Here is a 17,008-nt window from a genome sequence, read left to right as displayed (position 1 = left end):
TAATCACTGGATAGCTCCAAACTGCATGGCAGTAATCAGTTGTTACAAGATTTAACCCATTCCGGTGATATTTAGAATTAAAACCACCAGGGGTCCGCGATCGCCCCCGTCTTAATCAACAACGCCTTCCTACGCATAAACCGCCTCAAGGCTGCCGCGCCCATACGGGAACCGCCCATACCTGAGAATTTAAAAGCATTTTTCTCACCCTCATGCATGATGGCTGTAAGTGCGGCATCATTGATGCTGATGGCTCCAGCATCCAACTGTTCTGCGATCGCGATCGCCTCCCCCTCTGTCCCTGCAAAGACAGCAGCACTCAGCCCATAAATCGTGTCATTTGCTAGCGCGATCGCTTCTTCAACAGAAGAGAAGGGCATCACGGGCATGATAGGCGCAAACGTCTCTTCGGTCATCACCTTCATCGAGTGATTAACATTCGTGAGTACGGTTGGACGACACCATAAGCCGCCTTCTAAGGTTTCTACTCTGCCGCCGCAGTGAGCGATCGCCCCTTTCGCAAACGCATCTTCTAAATGCTCAGAAATAATGGTGGCCTGTCGTTCGGCAATAATGGGGCCAATCGGCCCGTCCTTCACCGTAGGGTAGGCGAGCTGAAGTTCTTTGGCCTTGTTCACCAGCCGATCAACAAAGGGTTCAACGATTGAATCAGCCACATAAATTCGCTCAATCGACAAGCAGGATTGCCCCGTGTTGACCACCGACCCCCATAAAAGCGCGGAGGTGGCTAATTCTAAATCCGCCGAGTCAAGAACAATCGCGGGATCTTTGCCGCCTAACTCCAGAAACGCGGGAATGAATTTTTGAGCCGCTGCACTGGCTACCTTACGCCCCGTTGCTACACTGCCTGTGAAGCAAATTAAGTCTACCTGTTCGATTAAATCAGCGCCCGTTTCTCCAGCCCCCTCAATGTAGGTGAGGACGGATTGGAGTGCGGGAACTGAGGCGATCGCCTCCATTAACGGCTTCAAGAAACGCGGCGCAATTTCACTAGGCTTCACCACAACCGCACAGCCTGCTAACAGAGCCGGAATCGTATCGATTGTGGAGAGTAAGAGTGGAAAGTTCCAGGGACTAATGACCCCCACCAGAGGATAGGGAACAGCGGTCTGCTGTAATCGAATAAAGGGAATGGCCGTGTTCCGTTCCTCGCCCTGCAATAGCTCAGGAGCTATATGGCACCAGCGATCGAGGCTTCCTAAAAAGGAATCAACTTCTAGTACAGAAACACCGAGCCGACCCGTATCTGCGACCAATGCCTCAATCAGCTCATCCCGTTGTGCCTGAACAGCCTGTTTCCATTGCTGTAATGCTTCAATTCGGGCATCCAATCCCTTCTGCTGCCAGTCCACTTGAGCGTTGCGTAAGCCACCACACAGCTCTGTCAGCTCGTCTGGGATAGGTGGTGTGATGTGGTAATCAACCTGGCCTGTGCGGGGGTTGCGAACACCTATTGAGGTATCCATAGCTGATAGCTCCCTATTTGGAGGAATGAGGCTTCGCACCCATCCCTTAAATCACATCTGAGTTGGCTAAATGTTCGATCGTCTGCTGCTGGGTTTGCATGAAGTGCTTGCGATCGCCCTCCCCATCAAGCATCGTATTAGCCGGATAAAACTGTGCCTGACGGTAGCTCTCAGCATACAGTTCAAAGCGTTGTCGAGAAAGCAAGTTGGTTAATCCGGGGCGACGACGGTAACGGCGTAGGGCGGCCAGATCAATTTCCGCAAAGGCAGCCATGCTTTCGCCGGTAGCGGTTTCGGCTAACACCAGCCCGCGATAATCAATGATTTTAGAACCTCCATCAGCCGAGGCGATCGGGATGGGAATTTGGGCAATACCTGCCGTATTGGCGGAAACGACGTAAGCCATGTTTTCAATCGCACGGCTGATTTTGGCAACGTCTTTGGGCGATCGCTCCTTACTCCCATAAACCTCTGAGGTCATGTGCAGAAACACCTCCGCACCCCGCATCATCAAACAGCGAGCAACTTCTGGGAACAGGATTTCATCGGAGGCGATCGCGGCCAAATTCCCAATCTCCGTCTTCACTACAGGGAAAACCCCTTCCAGGCCGTAATGCTCCAGATACTCATCCCACACATCATGGGGAGTGGGCGCAAACATGGAGTTTAAGCGTCGGTAGCGCAGGACGACGTTGCCGCTCGGATCGATCACAAAGCAGGTTTGAAAGTACAGCTTTGGAAAGTGTGGATCGAGTTCGTAAGCATTCCCTGCTAAGAAGATGCGATGCTTTTGAGCAATCTGCCCGAGGGCTTCATACTCGGCTCCTCCTATCTCCAAGCAGGCCTTATCAGCCCAAACCGCGAATGGTTCGCCCAATGGAAAGCCAGTCAGGAAATACTCTGGCAGCACAACCAAGCGACAATCAGCCCCGATAAACGCAATACTGGCCGCGATTTGAGAGCCGATGCGGGCGATCGCCTGCTGCATTAGAGTGCGGGCTTCCTGGCGATCGCTTGCCTGATTAATGGCATGACAGGTCAACTGAAGCGCCAACGCTCGGTATGCCTCAGTAGTAGCAACGTGTTCCATATTCAATTCACGTGTTTAATGCTTTATCCCATTCCAATTGGTGGCTCAAACCATATTTAACAAAGTCTTCCACTTGAGCTTTATCATTCTTACCAAAAACACCCAGGCTGTAAGGGTTCTCTTGCATCCGCTCCTCAACGAATTCCTGTTCCATTCGGATCACATCTTCTCTAGGTTTATCGGGTTTGAAGAAATCTACAACCAAAACCGTTCTCTCGTGCTCCGTGTAGTTATGGGGACAGTGGGGATAGCTGTGGTCTAACACCATAAATTCGCCTTCATGCCAATAAAACGTGTCATGGCAAATTTTCATGGCAATATCTCCCTCAGGCACAATCAGCCCCAAATAGCCACGATTTGTGTGCAGGTTATAGTTCACATGTAGCTTCACATCTAGCCCTGGATGAAAGGTTCCATAATACACATTCCTGAGAATGTTATCGTTAGTTGAATTTGTTTTTTCGATGATTTCGCTCAGTTTCGGAAAATATCTTTCTCTTAACTGAAAAACTTTTTCTGCAACATTTTCCCCATCGTATTCAGGGTGTTTAATTTGATGTACTCGGATATAATCCTCAATCAGCAACCCTTGAAATAGAACACCAAACGCGCTGTATTTTGCAGTGCCTTTCGTTTTCACCGTTTTACTTTTTGGTCCCATCACCTCATGGGCAAATCTCAGCTCTTCCTCAGATGCTTTGTTCTTAAAAAATGTAAATTCATCTCGAATCGTCTGCCAGTTTTCCTGCAACGTGTTGAGGAAAGGAAACTGCTGGGGGTCTAAATGATACTCGTTAAATTCTTCCATAATCTTTTCTCCTGAATCTGTGTGAAATGAAGCCGTTATAATTTCATTCTAAAAGTTTTATTTTGAGCAACGTAAGAAAAAATGATGTCTAGCTTTGTGTCAATGTGAACCCTAATTCCACATTAAAGGGGTAGAAGTAGGGTTTCACAATTGACGTGAATTTACAACGGCTTCCGGCAAGAGGTGTTATGTCTACAACCCCCACTCTAGATAGATTGATCAAAAACGTGCGGGTGGTTCGACCCCATAAATCATCCGTCGATCGCCTGGATGTGGGCATTAAGGACGGTAAATTCAGTCAAATCGCACCAGAAATTAGCCCAGACCAGGCTAAGGAGGTATTTGATGCTCAAAATCTCCTGGGCTTTCCAGGGGTTGTTGATGCTCACATGCATATTGGCATTTATCAAGAGCTAAGACAGGATGCGATCGCCGAAACCAAAGCTGCCGCCATGGGCGGAGTCACCACCAGCCTCAACTATATCCGCACCGGCCAGTATTACTTGAATAAAGGCGGTTCCTACAAAGATTTCTTCCCAGAAGTGCTGGCCTTATCCGACGGCAACTTTTTTGTGGATTATGGCTATCACATTGCACCGATCGCCCCTCAACACATCGACGAGATAGAGTGGCTGTATGAAGAACATGGGGTCGCTTCATTCAAAATCTTTATGTTTTATGGTGGGTATGGGTTGCATGGGCTATCCAATCAACAAAATTTGTTTTTGATGATTCAGGAGGGCGATCGCTACGACTTTGCCCATTTTGAATTCATTATGCGAGGGCTGACTCGGCTAAGGGAGCGCTACCCCAACCTGCAAGACTCCATCAGCCTCAGCCTTCACTGTGAAGTGGCGGATATTCTCAATGCCTACACCAAAATCGTGCAGCAAGATTCGTCCCTAACGGGTCTAAATGCCTACAGCGCAGCTCGTCCACCCCATTCAGAAGGACTCGCCATTTGCATTGCCTCCTATCTCGCCCATGAAACGAATTGCGCCAATATTAACTTACTCCATCTCAGTTCCCGCAAAGCTGTCGAAGCGGCCCTGATGATGCAAACCACCTTTCCCCACATCAACTTCCGGCGAGAAGTCACGGTGGGTCACCTCCTGCTAGACGTGAATGCGCCCACCGGGAAATGGGCCAAGGTCAATCCTCCCATTCGCCCCCGAGCCGACGTCGAGTACTTATGGAATGCCGTTTTGCAAGATCAGGTGGATTGGATTGTCAGCGACCATGCCTGCTGTTCAGCAGAGCAAAAAGCCAGCCTTAACGATCCAGACAATATTTGGTTGGCAAAGTCTGGTTTTGGAGGGACAGAATACTTGCTCTCCGGCATTGTCAGCGAAGGCAGCAAGCGGGGTATGTCCTACAATCACATGGCCAGGCTCCTCAGTTGGAATCCGGCTCAGCGGTTTGGACTGTTTCAAAAGGGTGATATTGCGATCGGCTACGATGCCGACCTGGTACTGCTAGATCCCACTGAAAGTTTTGTGGTACGTGCGGCCGAATCTCCTTCACAGCAGGGCTATACGCCTTTTGAAGGGATGGAGTTAACCGGCCGAGTCAAGCACACATTTCTGCGCGGGAATCTGATTTACGATCGCGGAGAGATACTGGGTTCGCCACAAGGACGTTATCTGAGGCGATCGCAAAACCTCTAGCCGGAGACCATCATCGATTGTAGGGGGGGGGTTTACCGTTATCTAAACAACAAAACTGGGGATGTTGCTCAAACCCGCTCTTTCTGTGGAATGCGATTGCCAACGAGGGCGGGTTTTGCCAAGCGGTTAACAACACAGGCAGAAATGGTCGGCTAAACCCGCCCTTACATCCTCAACGGCATCATGAGAATGCGATCGCAAACCAGGGCAGGTTTTGCCGAACGGTTAATAACACAGGCAGAAATGGTCGGCTAAACCCGCCCCTACATCCTCAACGGCATCATACCCTGCGTCCAACAATCACCCAGGTCATCTCATCCGGTGCAACTAAGCCAAACGAGGGTTCATTAAACTCATTCGATAGGATTGGTGTTACTGACTTTGCATTGCTGTGGGTGATGCGATCGCGAAACTCCTCAATATCATCAACTTGATAGGTAAAAAGAGAAATTCCCAGTGATCCAGGCTGAGCAAACTCAAGCTTATTCGGTGTCGAGTACAGCGGTGTGTAAACTTGTAAAACCCCTACATCCGTTTTGGGTGACATGAATGACGATAAAAGAAACTCCTGTCCCTCTTCTAACATTAGAATTTCCCGCGTTGCAGGATTTTGATACCCCGATCGCTTCTTCGTATTGTTAGCCGAAACTAACCCAAAAACATCGGTGTAAAAACTAACGGTGTCATGATCCGTTGTGACAATACTGGAGTGCGTTCCCTCACTGACACCCAGGGGGGAACTTGGATCAATCACCCCATAACCGGGACGTGTGTAGTTGTAGCGTTGAAAGAAAGCCTGCCGCGTTTCTGCGCCAATAACAAAAAACTCGCGCACACCCGTAAATCGTTCATAAAAGTTAGTACCGGGTTGACCAACAAATTCAATGCCTCGAATCGGTTCCGTCACAACCCAATCACCGCCATTAGCCTTGTCATCATTAAAGGCATCCGCAACGGCATAGATATCCTGCACCAACGAAGCAAACCATCGGCTACCAATCACAAACGGGTGTGATTTTTGCAGCCCTTCATTGCGAGGTTGCTCCCAAATCATGACGCGAACCAGGCCATGATCCGCCGAATTCCCATTTTGCAAACGGATCGATGTCAGGTTAGAGGCGTGCCCATAAAGCGCATGAGCCGCTTCCGCCGACAACTCCCCCCGCTGAATTTCCCGATACCCTAGCTCTGCCCAGTACCGGAGCGTCTGCTGCTCTTGCTGAGAACCAATACAATGCTCGAAGATGCCACTGATCATAGTTTGCAGAACAACTCCTATGGATGGGTTGTGGAGAAGCAGGTGAACGCGATCGCTATAACCAAGCTACAACAAAAAATGGCGATCGCTCGTAGGGGCAGGTTTTGCCATTATCCAAGCGACACATCCGAGATTATTTTTCAAACCTGCCCTTGCAAGGGGCGAGCGATCGCAAACGAGGGCATCTTCTTTGGGAAGGCTGACTATACAGGTTAAGCATCAGTACTCGCCTACAAAATCTGAATGAACCCAGAGAAACTCGCGCCGCTTGTTCTGTACTCGCACCAACCCACCAAAACCTGGATCTTTGTCCTTCAGCATTGCGTGTAGTTCTCGTAGCATGGAGCCTTGGGCACGAACGGCTTCGCCCTGTTCAAATTCAAGGGAATCACGTTTGTTTTGCCAATCGATCGCTATATCACTGCTTTTGATGCCAAATTCAAGGCTTTTTTGACCCAGGTCTAATTCCTCTTGAATGCCTTTGTAGGTGGCATCATCTAGCATGAATTGAGTTGTTGAAGCGGCAACGGGTAGAACCAGGCTTAAGGTTCCAGTTAGCAGTTTGAAGTAGGGAACTGCTTTTGTAAACCACTCACGATTGAGTTCCAACTCATAAACTCCCTGTTTGCTACCTGAAGGATTGAGAACCGGAAGAGGTTTGCGCGAATGTTCACACCACAGGGTGAGTTGAAATTTTTCGCTAACCCATGTGGGGCGATCGAAAAATCCTGGATCAATGGGCTTGAAGCTGAACAGGCGCGGGCCATCTTTGGCTTCATCCGTAAGCATCTGCATCAATATTGCAAATCTCTCATCTGCTTGGCTTAAGAGCTGACGATCATTTTGATTAAGTACCTGAAATCGTTGTTGCTCCCTGTTATCTAGAGTACGTATGTCTCTACGAATACTATCCAGCCTATTTCTGACAGTTCCTAGTTCTTCAACAAGCATTTGTTCAGTAGAAGTCTTTCGGGAGGTAGGTGCATTTCGCATCAAATCATCAATATTCAGCCATTGATTACAGCCAGAAACCATGCAAGGAAACTTCGGCATCCCCTGACGTCTGCTCTCAATTAATTTCTGCACTTCAAATAGTCCAATGCCTGGTTGATCCTTTCCACAAGGTTCGATGCATGGCACCATCACCTCACACCGTAGTCCTTCCCAAAAATGCTCAACGAGCCACTTCACTTCTTTAGTCAGCTCATAGAGAAAGAACTCCGGATAGGCAGCTCGGACTGTAATTCTAATATCGTTGCTGATATGTTCGAGCAAGGCTCGACCGTTGTAATCGTTATCGAGCATTAGGCCTCGTTGCCAGTGAACGCTGTTTTCATAGTTAGTACGTCCTAGCGAGTATTTATGTAAGCGAACGATGAGTTGGTAAAACAGTCCTTCTGCATTGGCACTCTGACCGCGATCATCAACGATGCGGCATATTTGTACCTGCTGTCTGTCTCCCTCGTCTGGTTGTTCACCCCAATTGAGCAATTGCTCAGGGCGATTGTCAGAAACCAGTTGGGCAATCAGACTGGTAGTGCTTTCTTCTCTAGAAGCTGGATCGAAGATAACTTTATAGGACAGATCGAAGCGTTCCATTAGCCGCAGAAATACCGGATGGAGTGCTTTGGGATAACCCTCTTCTCCTGCAAAGGGAGGATGGCTCCACAACTGGCTGAGATACTCAAACTCGACCAATCCGTTACGGCACCGAGTCGTTTCATCATCCAAGACAAAGCTGATGGCTTTGGCTAACCAAGCAGGCTTGAGGATGACAATATCTTGCAGGATGGGGTCGTAGTGGTAATGGATCAAATATCCCAGAGTATGAGATACGCGAACAAACAGTTCGGCAGCAAAGCCCTCAAGACCCTGTTCTTCACAAAGGGCAATCACGTCTTTGTAAGGCAAGTGGGTTTTGCCAGATTCTCCCAACAATTCCCGAATGTGTTGCCATTTTGTGGGAACCTTGCGACCCATGCCGGGTAGGGTAGCGGCAACATTTGCAATTGCGTCTTGCAATTCATCAATGCCTGTATTCAGCTTGCTATCAACATGAAAGAATCCCGCGATGGTATCGCTGCCGAATAGGTCAGCCAATTCCTGACGATCAATATCCGGCTGTCGCTGTCCAGGGCCACCATGAGTTGCTACCACCAGCACTTTTGCATCAGGCTCCCGATGCTTGATCAGTATAATCCACTCTTTGACAAACCCCTGCTGTGGCCCCTCCCGTGGCTTCCACACCACCAGATAAACCGCAGAGGAACTAAAAAATAGCTGATGCGTGGGACGATAAACCCGCTGTCCCCCAAAATCCCAACCATTCAGTGTAATTTCTGCTCCATTACTAGAAGCAGTGACAATGACAGGCTTAATTTCAATTCCATGAGTCGTAGGACGACCATCGACCCATTCATCTCCCCGCAGCGCCCCCAACAAGCAACTCTTACCGACTTCACCCTCACCCACCAAAATCAGTTTTGCCTCATTCAGCATTACCTCTCCCTCTGCCCTTGCCCTCAGATATTGCATGACGGCTTCAGTACCTTGCTCGTAAGCGGCAGCAATATCAGGATTCAGAGGATTATTATCAAGCTTAACTTCGTTTAAGTGCTTGAGCTGATGTAAAAAAATAGGCAGGTCTACAATATAATTTTCGTTAAGTAAAAGAACCTTTAATTCTGCTAGTTCTTCAACTTGCTCAGGAACCTTTATTAACTCCAGAGAGCTAAGATTCAGAATTTTTAATTTACTTAAATAACTAAACTCTTTCGGTACGACCTTGAACTGATTTCCCCAAATATAGAGCCGTTCAATTTCTGTAAGCTCTTTTAATGAATTTGGCAACGACGAAAGCTTGTTGCCGCCAACTGCTAAATGCTTTAATTGTATAAGTATGCAAATCCATTCTGGTAGGCTGGTCAGGTTATTCGCATTAAGGACAAGAGTCTTTAGCTGGGTGAGAGAAGCAATTACGTTTGGTAATTCTACAAATTGATTATCAGAGAGCTCAAGAAGTTGCAACTGGGTGAGGGATACGATCGCCTCCGGTAGCTCCGTCAATTGATTGTCAATAAGGTAAAGCTCTTGCAACTGGGTGAAGGATGCGATCGCCTCTGGCAATTCCGTCAATTCGTTGTTCGAGAGGTTAAGCTCTTGCAACTGAGTGAGAGATACAATCGCCTTCAATTCCGTCAATTCGTTGTTGGAGAGGTTAAGCGATTGCAATTGGGTGAGAGAGGCAATCGCCTCTGGCACCTCCGTCAAACCCAGTCCACTCAAATCAAGTTCCGTAGCTCCTTCCTGAAAGGCTGCTTCAATTCGCCGTTCTGCTTCCTGATAGGCTTCGTCTCGCGCCATATTCTCTCACTATGCTTTCTGCTGACTCTGTTATAGCCTCTTGTTCTGCTAATTCGGTCAAGGCATAGAATAAAGGCAGTATGAGAGCGATCGCCCGTCACGCTAACCCCAAAATCATGATGCAGACCTTAACTCTGATCGGACAGATCGACACCAATGGTCATCTTCGGCTAGATGTACCAACCGCCTTACCTCCCGGTGAGGTTGAGTTGGTTTTGGTTATTAATCCTGCCGCACCTCAAACTGCTCCGTCTCCCAAATACGATTTTTCCAACTTGGCTGGCAAACTGCAATGGCAGGGGGATGCGATCGCCACTCAACGGGCATCGAGAGATGACTGGTAATCGGTACTTGCTCGATACAAATGCGGTGATTGCTTTACTTCAGGGCAATCAGCAAGTGCTGCAACAGCTTCAAAGTAGTGATTGGATTGGGATATCAATTATCAGTCAGCTTGAATTCCTGTCGTTTTCAGGGTTAACCGAGAGCGATCGCCAACTTTTCAACCAGTTTCTTCAGCAGATTGAAACGCTCGGATTAGATCCTGCACAACCTGATCTAATAGATTTGATCATCCAACTGCGACAAACCTATCGTCTTCCTTTGCCCGATGTCATTATTGCAGCTACGGCTATTCAGGCAAATGCTAGCTTGATTACCGCTGATAAACAGTTAAAGACGATTCAAGAGATAACGGTTGTAGATTTTTTGCCTTAAAGGGCGATCGCCCTCCCTAACAACTCTCCCCAGGCTGCTCACAAGCACCAATACTGACCCAACTGGAAGACCCATCTTCCCAGTGTTCTTTTTTCCAGATAGGGGCATTGTGCTTGAGGGTATCGATTGCATACTGGCAGGCCGCAAACGCCTCTGAGCGATGAGGACACCCAACCGCTACCAGCACACTAATTTCGCCAATGCCTAAACGTCCAGTCCGGTGATGAATCGCCACGTGAGTTACATCCGTCCACTTCTGTTGAATTTCGGCGGCAATTTGCTCAAACACTCGCAACGCCATCGGCTCGTAAGCCTGGTACTCCAAACAAACGACCGATCGCCCATCGGTATTGTTGCGAACCATCCCACTCATTATCACCACAGCTCCATTCGCTGGGTCATCGGCTAACTGATAAATGGCGTCCAGCGACAACGGCTCCGAGGTCATCAAGAAATTTGGATTTCCTTGATTAGAGTCAGGAAAGGCGGACGAGAGGGTTGCAGCCAGATTCATGGTTCTAAAATTCGCGTGAATAGGGATTGAGGATCTAGGGGAAAAGCTGAGGCGTTTCTAGAACATGGAAGTAAACCAATGCCACCACCGCCAGAGTATAAAGGGTTGATGTTCCAACCCCCATCAGCACATCCTTCTTCAGGTTACGCTCCCGATTCTCAAACAAAACATCTGTCGCGCCGAACTGCATCATCAGTATGCCCAGCACATTTGAGAGCCAGTACCCTACCACGGTAGCAGGCAAAAACCACTCAGGCGCGAAGAACCGCACCAGGTAGCCAAACCCATAAGCGATCGGCAAATTAAAGAACAGGTCGTTCCACCAGGACAGAGGTGACAGCATAAACCCCAATCCGACCCAAAATCCACCCCGCAGGCGTTTGAGCCAGCGCGACAAAGATGTGGATGAAGTAGCCTCATCCTCCATCTTCTGCCCTGTGCCCTCGGCCTCCTGCCTTACTTCGTCAGCCTTCATCCTTCACCGTGCGCCCACTTCCCATAAGGTACAGCAGCGCCATTCGCACCGCAACGCCACTGGTTACCTGCTGGGAGATCAGGCTGAAAGCTGGGTCATCCATCAACTCGGAGCTGATTTCTACGCCGCGATTGACCGGGCCGGGGTGGAGAACTTTCACGTCGGGTTTGCAGAGTTTGAGGCGATCGCCCGTGATCCCAAACTGCAAGTGATACTCTCGCAGGCTGGGCAGTAGATGGCTCGTCATCCGCTCCCGTTGGAGGCGCAGGGTCATGACGTAATCAGCATCGCGCAGGGCCGGTTCCAGGTGCCAGTGGAAATGGAGCGATCGCGGCACTTCTGGATGAACTGTATTGGCATTCTCCACAAAACCCTTGAACCACTCCGGCAGCAGGGTAGGTGGCCCCGCCAGGTGTACCTCGGCTCCCGCTGCTGTGAGGCTCCAGATATTCGAGCGGGCTACGCGGGAGTGGAGGATGTCGCCCACGATCGCAATCTTTTTCCCGGCCAGCATGGAGAGGCGCGGAGATTTGGGGTTGATCAGGGTGCAGAGGGTGAACAGATCCAGCAACGCCTGAGAGGGGTGTTCGTGCTGGCCATCCCCAGCGTTGAGGACGCCGACGTTGGTTTTGAGGCGATCCATTTCCTCGGCGATCGCCTGAGGCACGCCCGACTCCTTGTGGCGAATCACCATCATGTCGGTGCCCATCGCCAGATAGGTCTTGGCTGTATCCAGAATAGTTTCGCCCTTGGACAGGGAGGAGCTACCTGGGGCAAAGTTGAGTACGTCTGCTGAAAGCCGCTTGGCTGCTAGCTCAAAGCTGCTGCGGGTGCGGGTAGAGGACTCAAAGAACATATTCGTAATCACCTGCCCCTGTAAGGCCGGCACCTTTTTGGTACGGCGGGACAGGACTTCCTGGAAACTGGCAGCCGTTTGTAGAACTGTGTCGTATTCTTCGGGGGTAAAATCTTCAAGAGACAAGACGTGCCGCCGATTCCAGGTTGTCGTTACCATATCTGCTTCAGGAGAAATAACTGGCACAACTTGCAATCCTTTTCTTACTTCGCCATGATTAGAATCCGGACGACTACCCACCCCATCCGAACGATCTTGAGAACACCCGATGGGGTTTGTCTTCGCTTAATTCCAACTTCAGGGCTACCGCAAGCCCACAGGATTGTGCCATGAACCGGATCAACTATAAATCTCTTTCTGCACTGATGGTGGCTTTGAGTCTCTGCATCAGCCTCGCCAGTTGCCGCAACAATACCGCTGAAACTCCCAGAACCGGGTCACCGACAGACAATTTGACCCTCGCTCCCAATGGTTCCCGCAGTGCCAGTCCTTCTCCCAATGCTCTAGGTAGTGCTGCCAGCCCTGCCGCCAGCCCTGGGTCTTCGAGCGAGACTCCCGCTACGGGGCAATCCACCAACTCGGCCAACTCGGTGACAGTGACGGTCTACAAGTCCGATGACCAGTGTGTGAATTTTGAGCCCCAGCAGGTACAGGTGGCGGGCGATCGCCCCTTAGAAGGGGCGGTGGGCAAAGTTCTCGAAAATCAGGGCAGTGGTGACTTCGACCTCTCGGGCTACCGAGTGACCGTTGATCCCAATACCCGCGTCGCCACGGTGGATTTACGTATGAACCCCAACTCCCAGCGCAAGCTAGTGTCTCTCTCCGCCTGCGAGCAGTTCGCTCTCTTCGGTAGCCTGAGGGAAACGCTCGTCAAAAACCCTGACTGGAACATTACCGATGTTCGCTTTACCGAACGGGGCGAGGAAATTGCTTTGTAGATCGATTTTGGAAGATTGATGCATGTCAAAGACTAGATCCCCAGTTTTTTCTGGAAAGAACGGGGATCTAGCCCTTGTAATCCTCAAACCAGTTCCCCGTTTTTCTGAAAGACGGGGAACTGGTTTGAGGATTACTGACTTTACACGCTTGGGTTTAAACTACGGTTGAAAGAATAACGGTTGATGTCATCGCGCTTCACCCAACCCCGTCGCACTCAATACTCATTTGCCAGGTCATTATCAACAAAAACATCAATATGGGTCTTAAAGATACCGATAGACTCCAGCTCTGATAGACAGCGTTCAACGAGAGCTGATGCAATTCCACGGTTCCGATACTCAGGTAAAACGATCACGTGTTGTAAATATCCACGCCGACCATCGTGCCCACACATTGCACAGGCAATTATGCGATCGCCGTCTAGAGCTACAAAGCTTAATCCCCGATTACGTTCAAGGTAGCGGGCTGTCGCTTCTTTTGAATCAGCCGAACGAACTGACACCCCTGGAACTTGTTGCATTAAGTCTAGAACATCATCGTAATGATTAATGGCCATTTCAGCAATTTTCATCATTTTTGGTTTAAACCTGACCAACAATTCAAATGATGCTGCTCCTACCCAATTCTCCAAATCACTTTGACTTTTACAAATTCTCTGAAACCGATTGCTACCGCACAAACTTAAGCCGTGTTAACGGCCGCGCTCATCGGACGCAAATAAGCCTCGCAGCTTAGCTAAGGATCCTTACAAAAATAACTTAATTAACTAAGCTGTCTTTCGCGGCACAATCCGGTAGTTCCATTCTCCATGAAATCGACACCGCTCAATGGCTATTGCATTGAACTGTTCATCCGTCACTTGAATACCCGTGGGATAGAGATTGTCATCCAATTGAGCGTGAACTTCTAAGCCGGTTCCAGTCGTGGTATTGCTAATCAAGTTAATCACAGTTTCTAAACTGGTTAATGGCTGTCCTCTCCAGTTCGTCGTGATCTGACAAAATAAACGGTGCTCAATCTTGTTCCACTTGCTGGTACCCGGTGGAAAATGACAGACATGCAGCGTTAAGCCCGTTTCATCCGCAAATTCCTGCAGCTTCAACTTCCACAATCGATTGCGATAGCCGTTACTCCCGCCACAATCCGCCGTAATCAATAGATGCCGACTGCGGCCATATTGAGTTTGTCCAAGTTGCTGCCACCAACGTCGAATCGATTCAACTGCAAACTCTGCGGTGTCATGATCAATGCCGACATTCACCCATCCCTGGTTCTGAGTCAGGTCATAAATGCCATAGGGAATCGCTTTACCCTCGCTTTGACTCGGAAAATCATGGGTCTTAACCGCAATGGGTTCCCCTTCGGGTTGCCATTCTTGTCCACCATTTTTGAATTGACCCAGGTTCTCCTTCTTCTTGGTATCAATTGAGATCACCGGTCGGTGCCGACCTTGAAATGCTTCCACTTGTTGGGCAATGTGGTGAAACTGCGCATCTCGATCCGGATGTTGCTTGCCTTCTTGAGTTTTGCGATTGTTCTGCAAGCTGTAGCCCATCTCAATCAGTAGGGTATAAACCGTCATGGCACTAATCTGATAGCCTTGCTGCTGCAATGCGTCTGCCAGGTGATTGACGCTTTTGCACGTCCACCGTAAGGGAGATTCGGGTTCTCCTCGGCTGGTGGGTTCCACCAATCGGTCTAAGGCCTCTAAAATCGACGGCGTGTGTTCCTCTACTCGTTTGCGTCCACCCCCCACCTGGCGAATGCGCTCCTTAGGGGGTAAATCCTCTGCTTCTCGTTCCAACTCCTTCAGGCCAGCGCGAATAGTGTTTTGGCTGATACCCGTGGCTCGGTGAACAGCAAGGATACCGCCATAGCCCAAAGCCCGTGCTTCCGTTGCCGCCCATAATCGACGACTGCGCTCGTTGAGGTAAAGACTGAGGTTATGATACTTTTCCTCAATCTGCTTGACTACAGAATCGGAAATCATAGGAAAGGCTGAACATCGCTTTCCTCAGCCTAATCATTCAATGCCTGCTTGAACAAAGTAGTTACGCAACTTATTAATTTAAGAATCCTAAGCATAACGAAACGTTCCGGTACAGTGCGGTTGTTAGGTTGCTGCTGAACCCCTAAACTTAAAATAAAGTCTTCATCAAGAGTTTCATCTCTCTGTCAATAATTGCATGGCACCAAACTAAGCAACCAGATAACGAGCGCTCTAGCATTTAACCATCTACGAATACCTAACTATGTTCTTGTACCTGGCAAGAATATCAGGGTTTTTTCTTAGCCTTTCCTCCAAATCAAACGAGTTCCACCAAAGAATTCTATTTTGTTCCTTCCTGTCCTTTTGCCTTTCTAGCATTTCTGTTAGGTCTCTTGTAATTTGAGTATTTACAACTAACATATAGCCATCGGGTCTATAGTCAAAGATTGTGTTGGCTATATCTACGTCTGCTTTTCCAATTGAGCTACGTTTAGAGCTATTTAAATTAGTTTTACATTGAACAATCATCTTTCCAATTTGAATTGAACTCTCGCCTTTCTCAACCTGACGTTCGTCGTAGCGCATATTGTACTCACATATCAGGTCTCGACCGTTATCACTCTGATTGGTAGGAGCTACTTTCTTAACTGAGAAGATATAGGGTTCACGGTTTAGCAACTCTAGAACAAGATCTTCAAATACAGCGCTATCTTCCCTTGTTTTTATCCTCCACTCGATTTTTCTATCACCAAACAAGAGTTCTATTTCTTGCTGCTGCCGCTTCCATATGAGCTCTTTTTCCTCTGCAACACCGAGGAAACCACTATTTGCGTGTTTAATTACTAAATGCAAATCAGAAACAAACAATAGCTGGTTTTCTTGTGATATCGCAATCGTTTCTGTTGCATCGTTAAGAGAAATAAAAATTTTATGGGCTAGGTCTTCATGCTGATATGAAATTGCATTACTTAGATTTCTAAATAATTCTATTTTCGCACAAACTCCATTTAAACGTTTAATATTACTTTCATTATTAGAGTAAAGTTGCTTCAGAAGCTTCGCTATGTGTGGACTTTGACAAACAGACAACTCCTCAGAAAAGCTTCTAAAATAAAACCAGTCAGGGTTTTTGCGAACATTGGCTACATAAGAAATTTTGTTCCCTAAAACAGATGTAATTTTATCTACCCATTCATTGAGCTCCGGTGATTCAAAAGAAAAGTCTTCTTCTGCGCTCTCAAGACAACCAAGGACATCTCCTTGAAATAGATAATAGACAAACAGAAGGTCAAGAATCCCTAAAAAGACTTCTAAGTCTTGCTTATAGCCTGGGCGTATTCGCTCATTAAAGGGTTGCGCAGGAAAGAGATACATCCCATATAATTCGTCCTCTATTCCACTAAAATCGTTGTGCTCACCTAGAAATCTAAAGGAACAATAGCCTTTGCTTTTCACTATCCCTGCAAAAACTGTCGGAATAATTTCGTGTAGGTCAGTAACCTCTTCAATGCGTATTTGTCTCAAGTAGATTAGTGGAAAGTAAGTGCCATCATCCATAAGGTATAGCGAAATTCGCCATGAAGGACAACACTCCAAAAAAATACTAATGTTACCATTCTCCTGAATAGTAGCTTTAAAGCCAATTTCTTCAACCTTAGTGAGGAATTTGGTTAACATGAAACAACGTGTTTATTACACCTAACAATTGAGTAGGCTAAAGCTTTCGGCCTATCATCAAAATTTAAGGGATCGAGGGGAGGCTTATGCATATTAACCAGATTGGGGCGATCGTGAGAAACTTCCCGCCGAGCTACTTTATTTAGAGAGATCGGGAACAAAACTTC

Annotated in this window: 15 protein-coding genes and 1 pseudogene; 5 read left to right on the top strand and 11 right to left on the bottom strand. The window is 48.2% G+C overall.

Annotated elements, in window-relative coordinates; genetic code table 11:
• Positions 1–77: 77 nt before the first annotated feature.
• The 3 genes from H6F91_RS25290 to H6F91_RS25280 are packed head-to-tail and all read right to left on the bottom strand — an operon-like array spanning position 78 to position 3,385.
• Entirely contained in the window at positions 78–1,487 is a 1,410-nt protein-coding gene (locus H6F91_RS25290; protein ID WP_190774215.1) for an aldehyde dehydrogenase family protein, read from the bottom strand.
• A 46-nt stretch (positions 1,488–1,533) separates the two neighbouring features.
• Positions 1,534–2,577: a nitrilase-related carbon-nitrogen hydrolase gene (locus H6F91_RS25285; protein ID WP_190774214.1), complete on the bottom strand. Its 1,044-nt coding sequence runs from the start codon at positions 2,575–2,577 to the stop codon at positions 1,534–1,536.
• Between the two features lie 7 nt (positions 2,578–2,584).
• On the bottom strand, positions 2,585–3,385 hold the full coding sequence (locus H6F91_RS25280; protein ID WP_190774213.1) for an aspartyl/asparaginyl beta-hydroxylase domain-containing protein: 801 nt from the start codon (positions 3,383–3,385) through the stop codon (positions 2,585–2,587).
• Positions 3,386–3,573: 188 nt separating this feature from the next.
• Between H6F91_RS25280 and H6F91_RS25275 the strand changes: the two genes are divergently transcribed.
• Positions 3,574–5,052 (top strand): amidohydrolase family protein, encoded by a 1,479-nt coding sequence (locus tag H6F91_RS25275; protein ID WP_190774212.1) that lies wholly within the window; start codon positions 3,574–3,576, stop codon positions 5,050–5,052.
• A gap of 280 nt (positions 5,053–5,332) precedes the next feature.
• Here H6F91_RS25275 and H6F91_RS25270 read toward each other — a convergent pair whose 3' ends face one another.
• The gene (locus tag H6F91_RS25270) at positions 5,333–6,310 is read right to left on the bottom strand and encodes a hypothetical protein (RefSeq protein ID WP_190789538.1); all 978 of its coding nucleotides are present in this window, start codon (positions 6,308–6,310) and stop codon (positions 5,333–5,335) included.
• On the opposite strand from H6F91_RS25270, the gene H6F91_RS25265 reads away from it, so the two are divergent.
• Entirely contained in the window at positions 6,287–6,526 is a 240-nt protein-coding gene (locus H6F91_RS25265) for a hypothetical protein (RefSeq protein WP_190774210.1), read from the top strand. The genes H6F91_RS25270 and H6F91_RS25265 overlap by 24 nt on opposite strands.
• A gap of 3 nt (positions 6,527–6,529) precedes the next feature.
• On the opposite strand, the gene H6F91_RS25260 is transcribed toward H6F91_RS25265, so the two are convergent.
• Positions 6,530–9,673: a COR domain-containing protein gene (locus H6F91_RS25260; protein WP_190789537.1), complete on the bottom strand. Its 3,144-nt coding sequence runs from the start codon at positions 9,671–9,673 to the stop codon at positions 6,530–6,532.
• Between the two features lie 80 nt (positions 9,674–9,753).
• On the opposite strand from H6F91_RS25260, the gene H6F91_RS25255 reads away from it, so the two are divergent.
• On the top strand, positions 9,754–10,017 hold the full coding sequence (locus H6F91_RS25255) for a hypothetical protein (RefSeq protein WP_206754975.1): 264 nt from the start codon (positions 9,754–9,756) through the stop codon (positions 10,015–10,017).
• A complete protein-coding gene (locus H6F91_RS25250) occupies positions 10,007–10,390 on the top strand; it encodes a PIN domain-containing protein (protein ID WP_190774208.1) in 384 nt (127 codons plus the stop codon). The genes H6F91_RS25255 and H6F91_RS25250 overlap by 11 nt, the downstream gene beginning before the upstream one ends.
• A gap of 16 nt (positions 10,391–10,406) precedes the next feature.
• On the opposite strand, the gene H6F91_RS25245 is transcribed toward H6F91_RS25250, so the two are convergent.
• The 3 genes from H6F91_RS25245 to H6F91_RS25235 are packed head-to-tail and all read right to left on the bottom strand — an operon-like array spanning position 10,407 to position 12,394.
• Entirely contained in the window at positions 10,407–10,904 is a 498-nt protein-coding gene (locus H6F91_RS25245; protein WP_190774207.1) for a molybdenum cofactor biosynthesis protein MoaE, read from the bottom strand.
• 34 nt (positions 10,905–10,938) lie between these two features.
• On the bottom strand, positions 10,939–11,379 hold the full coding sequence (locus H6F91_RS25240) for a hypothetical protein (RefSeq protein WP_242035978.1): 441 nt from the start codon (positions 11,377–11,379) through the stop codon (positions 10,939–10,941).
• Complete coding sequence (locus H6F91_RS25235; RefSeq protein WP_190774248.1) at positions 11,369–12,394, bottom strand: aspartate carbamoyltransferase catalytic subunit; 1,026 nt, start codon at positions 12,392–12,394, stop codon at positions 11,369–11,371. The genes H6F91_RS25240 and H6F91_RS25235 overlap by 11 nt, the downstream gene beginning before the upstream one ends.
• Before the next feature lie 170 nt (positions 12,395–12,564).
• Here H6F91_RS25235 and H6F91_RS25230 point away from each other — a divergent pair, with 170 nt between their 5' ends.
• Complete coding sequence (locus tag H6F91_RS25230; RefSeq protein WP_190789536.1) at positions 12,565–13,173, top strand: sporulation/spore germination protein; 609 nt, start codon at positions 12,565–12,567, stop codon at positions 13,171–13,173.
• A 218-nt stretch (positions 13,174–13,391) separates the two neighbouring features.
• Here the strand turns inward: H6F91_RS25230 and H6F91_RS25225 are convergent.
• The 3 genes and pseudogenes from H6F91_RS25225 to H6F91_RS25215 form a co-directional block, all read right to left on the bottom strand.
• A pseudogene (locus H6F91_RS25225) lies at positions 13,392–13,748 on the bottom strand (GNAT family N-acetyltransferase); the annotation flags it as partial.
• A gap of 192 nt (positions 13,749–13,940) precedes the next feature.
• Complete coding sequence (locus H6F91_RS25220; RefSeq protein WP_190789535.1) at positions 13,941–15,164, bottom strand: ISAzo13 family transposase; 1,224 nt, start codon at positions 15,162–15,164, stop codon at positions 13,941–13,943.
• Between the two features lie 246 nt (positions 15,165–15,410).
• Positions 15,411–16,841 carry a hypothetical protein gene (locus H6F91_RS25215; protein ID WP_190789534.1) on the bottom strand — a complete coding sequence of 477 codons (1,431 nt, stop codon included), beginning with the start codon at positions 16,839–16,841 and terminating at the stop codon, positions 15,411–15,413.
• Between the last annotated feature and the right edge of the window lie 167 nt (positions 16,842–17,008).

Source organism: Leptolyngbya sp. FACHB-8, from assembly GCF_014695575.1.
Lineage (GTDB): Bacteria > Cyanobacteriota > Cyanobacteriia > Elainellales > Elainellaceae > Vacuolonema.
Note: the sequence above shows the minus strand (reverse complement) of the source record. Positions and strands in the feature narration are given on the sequence as shown.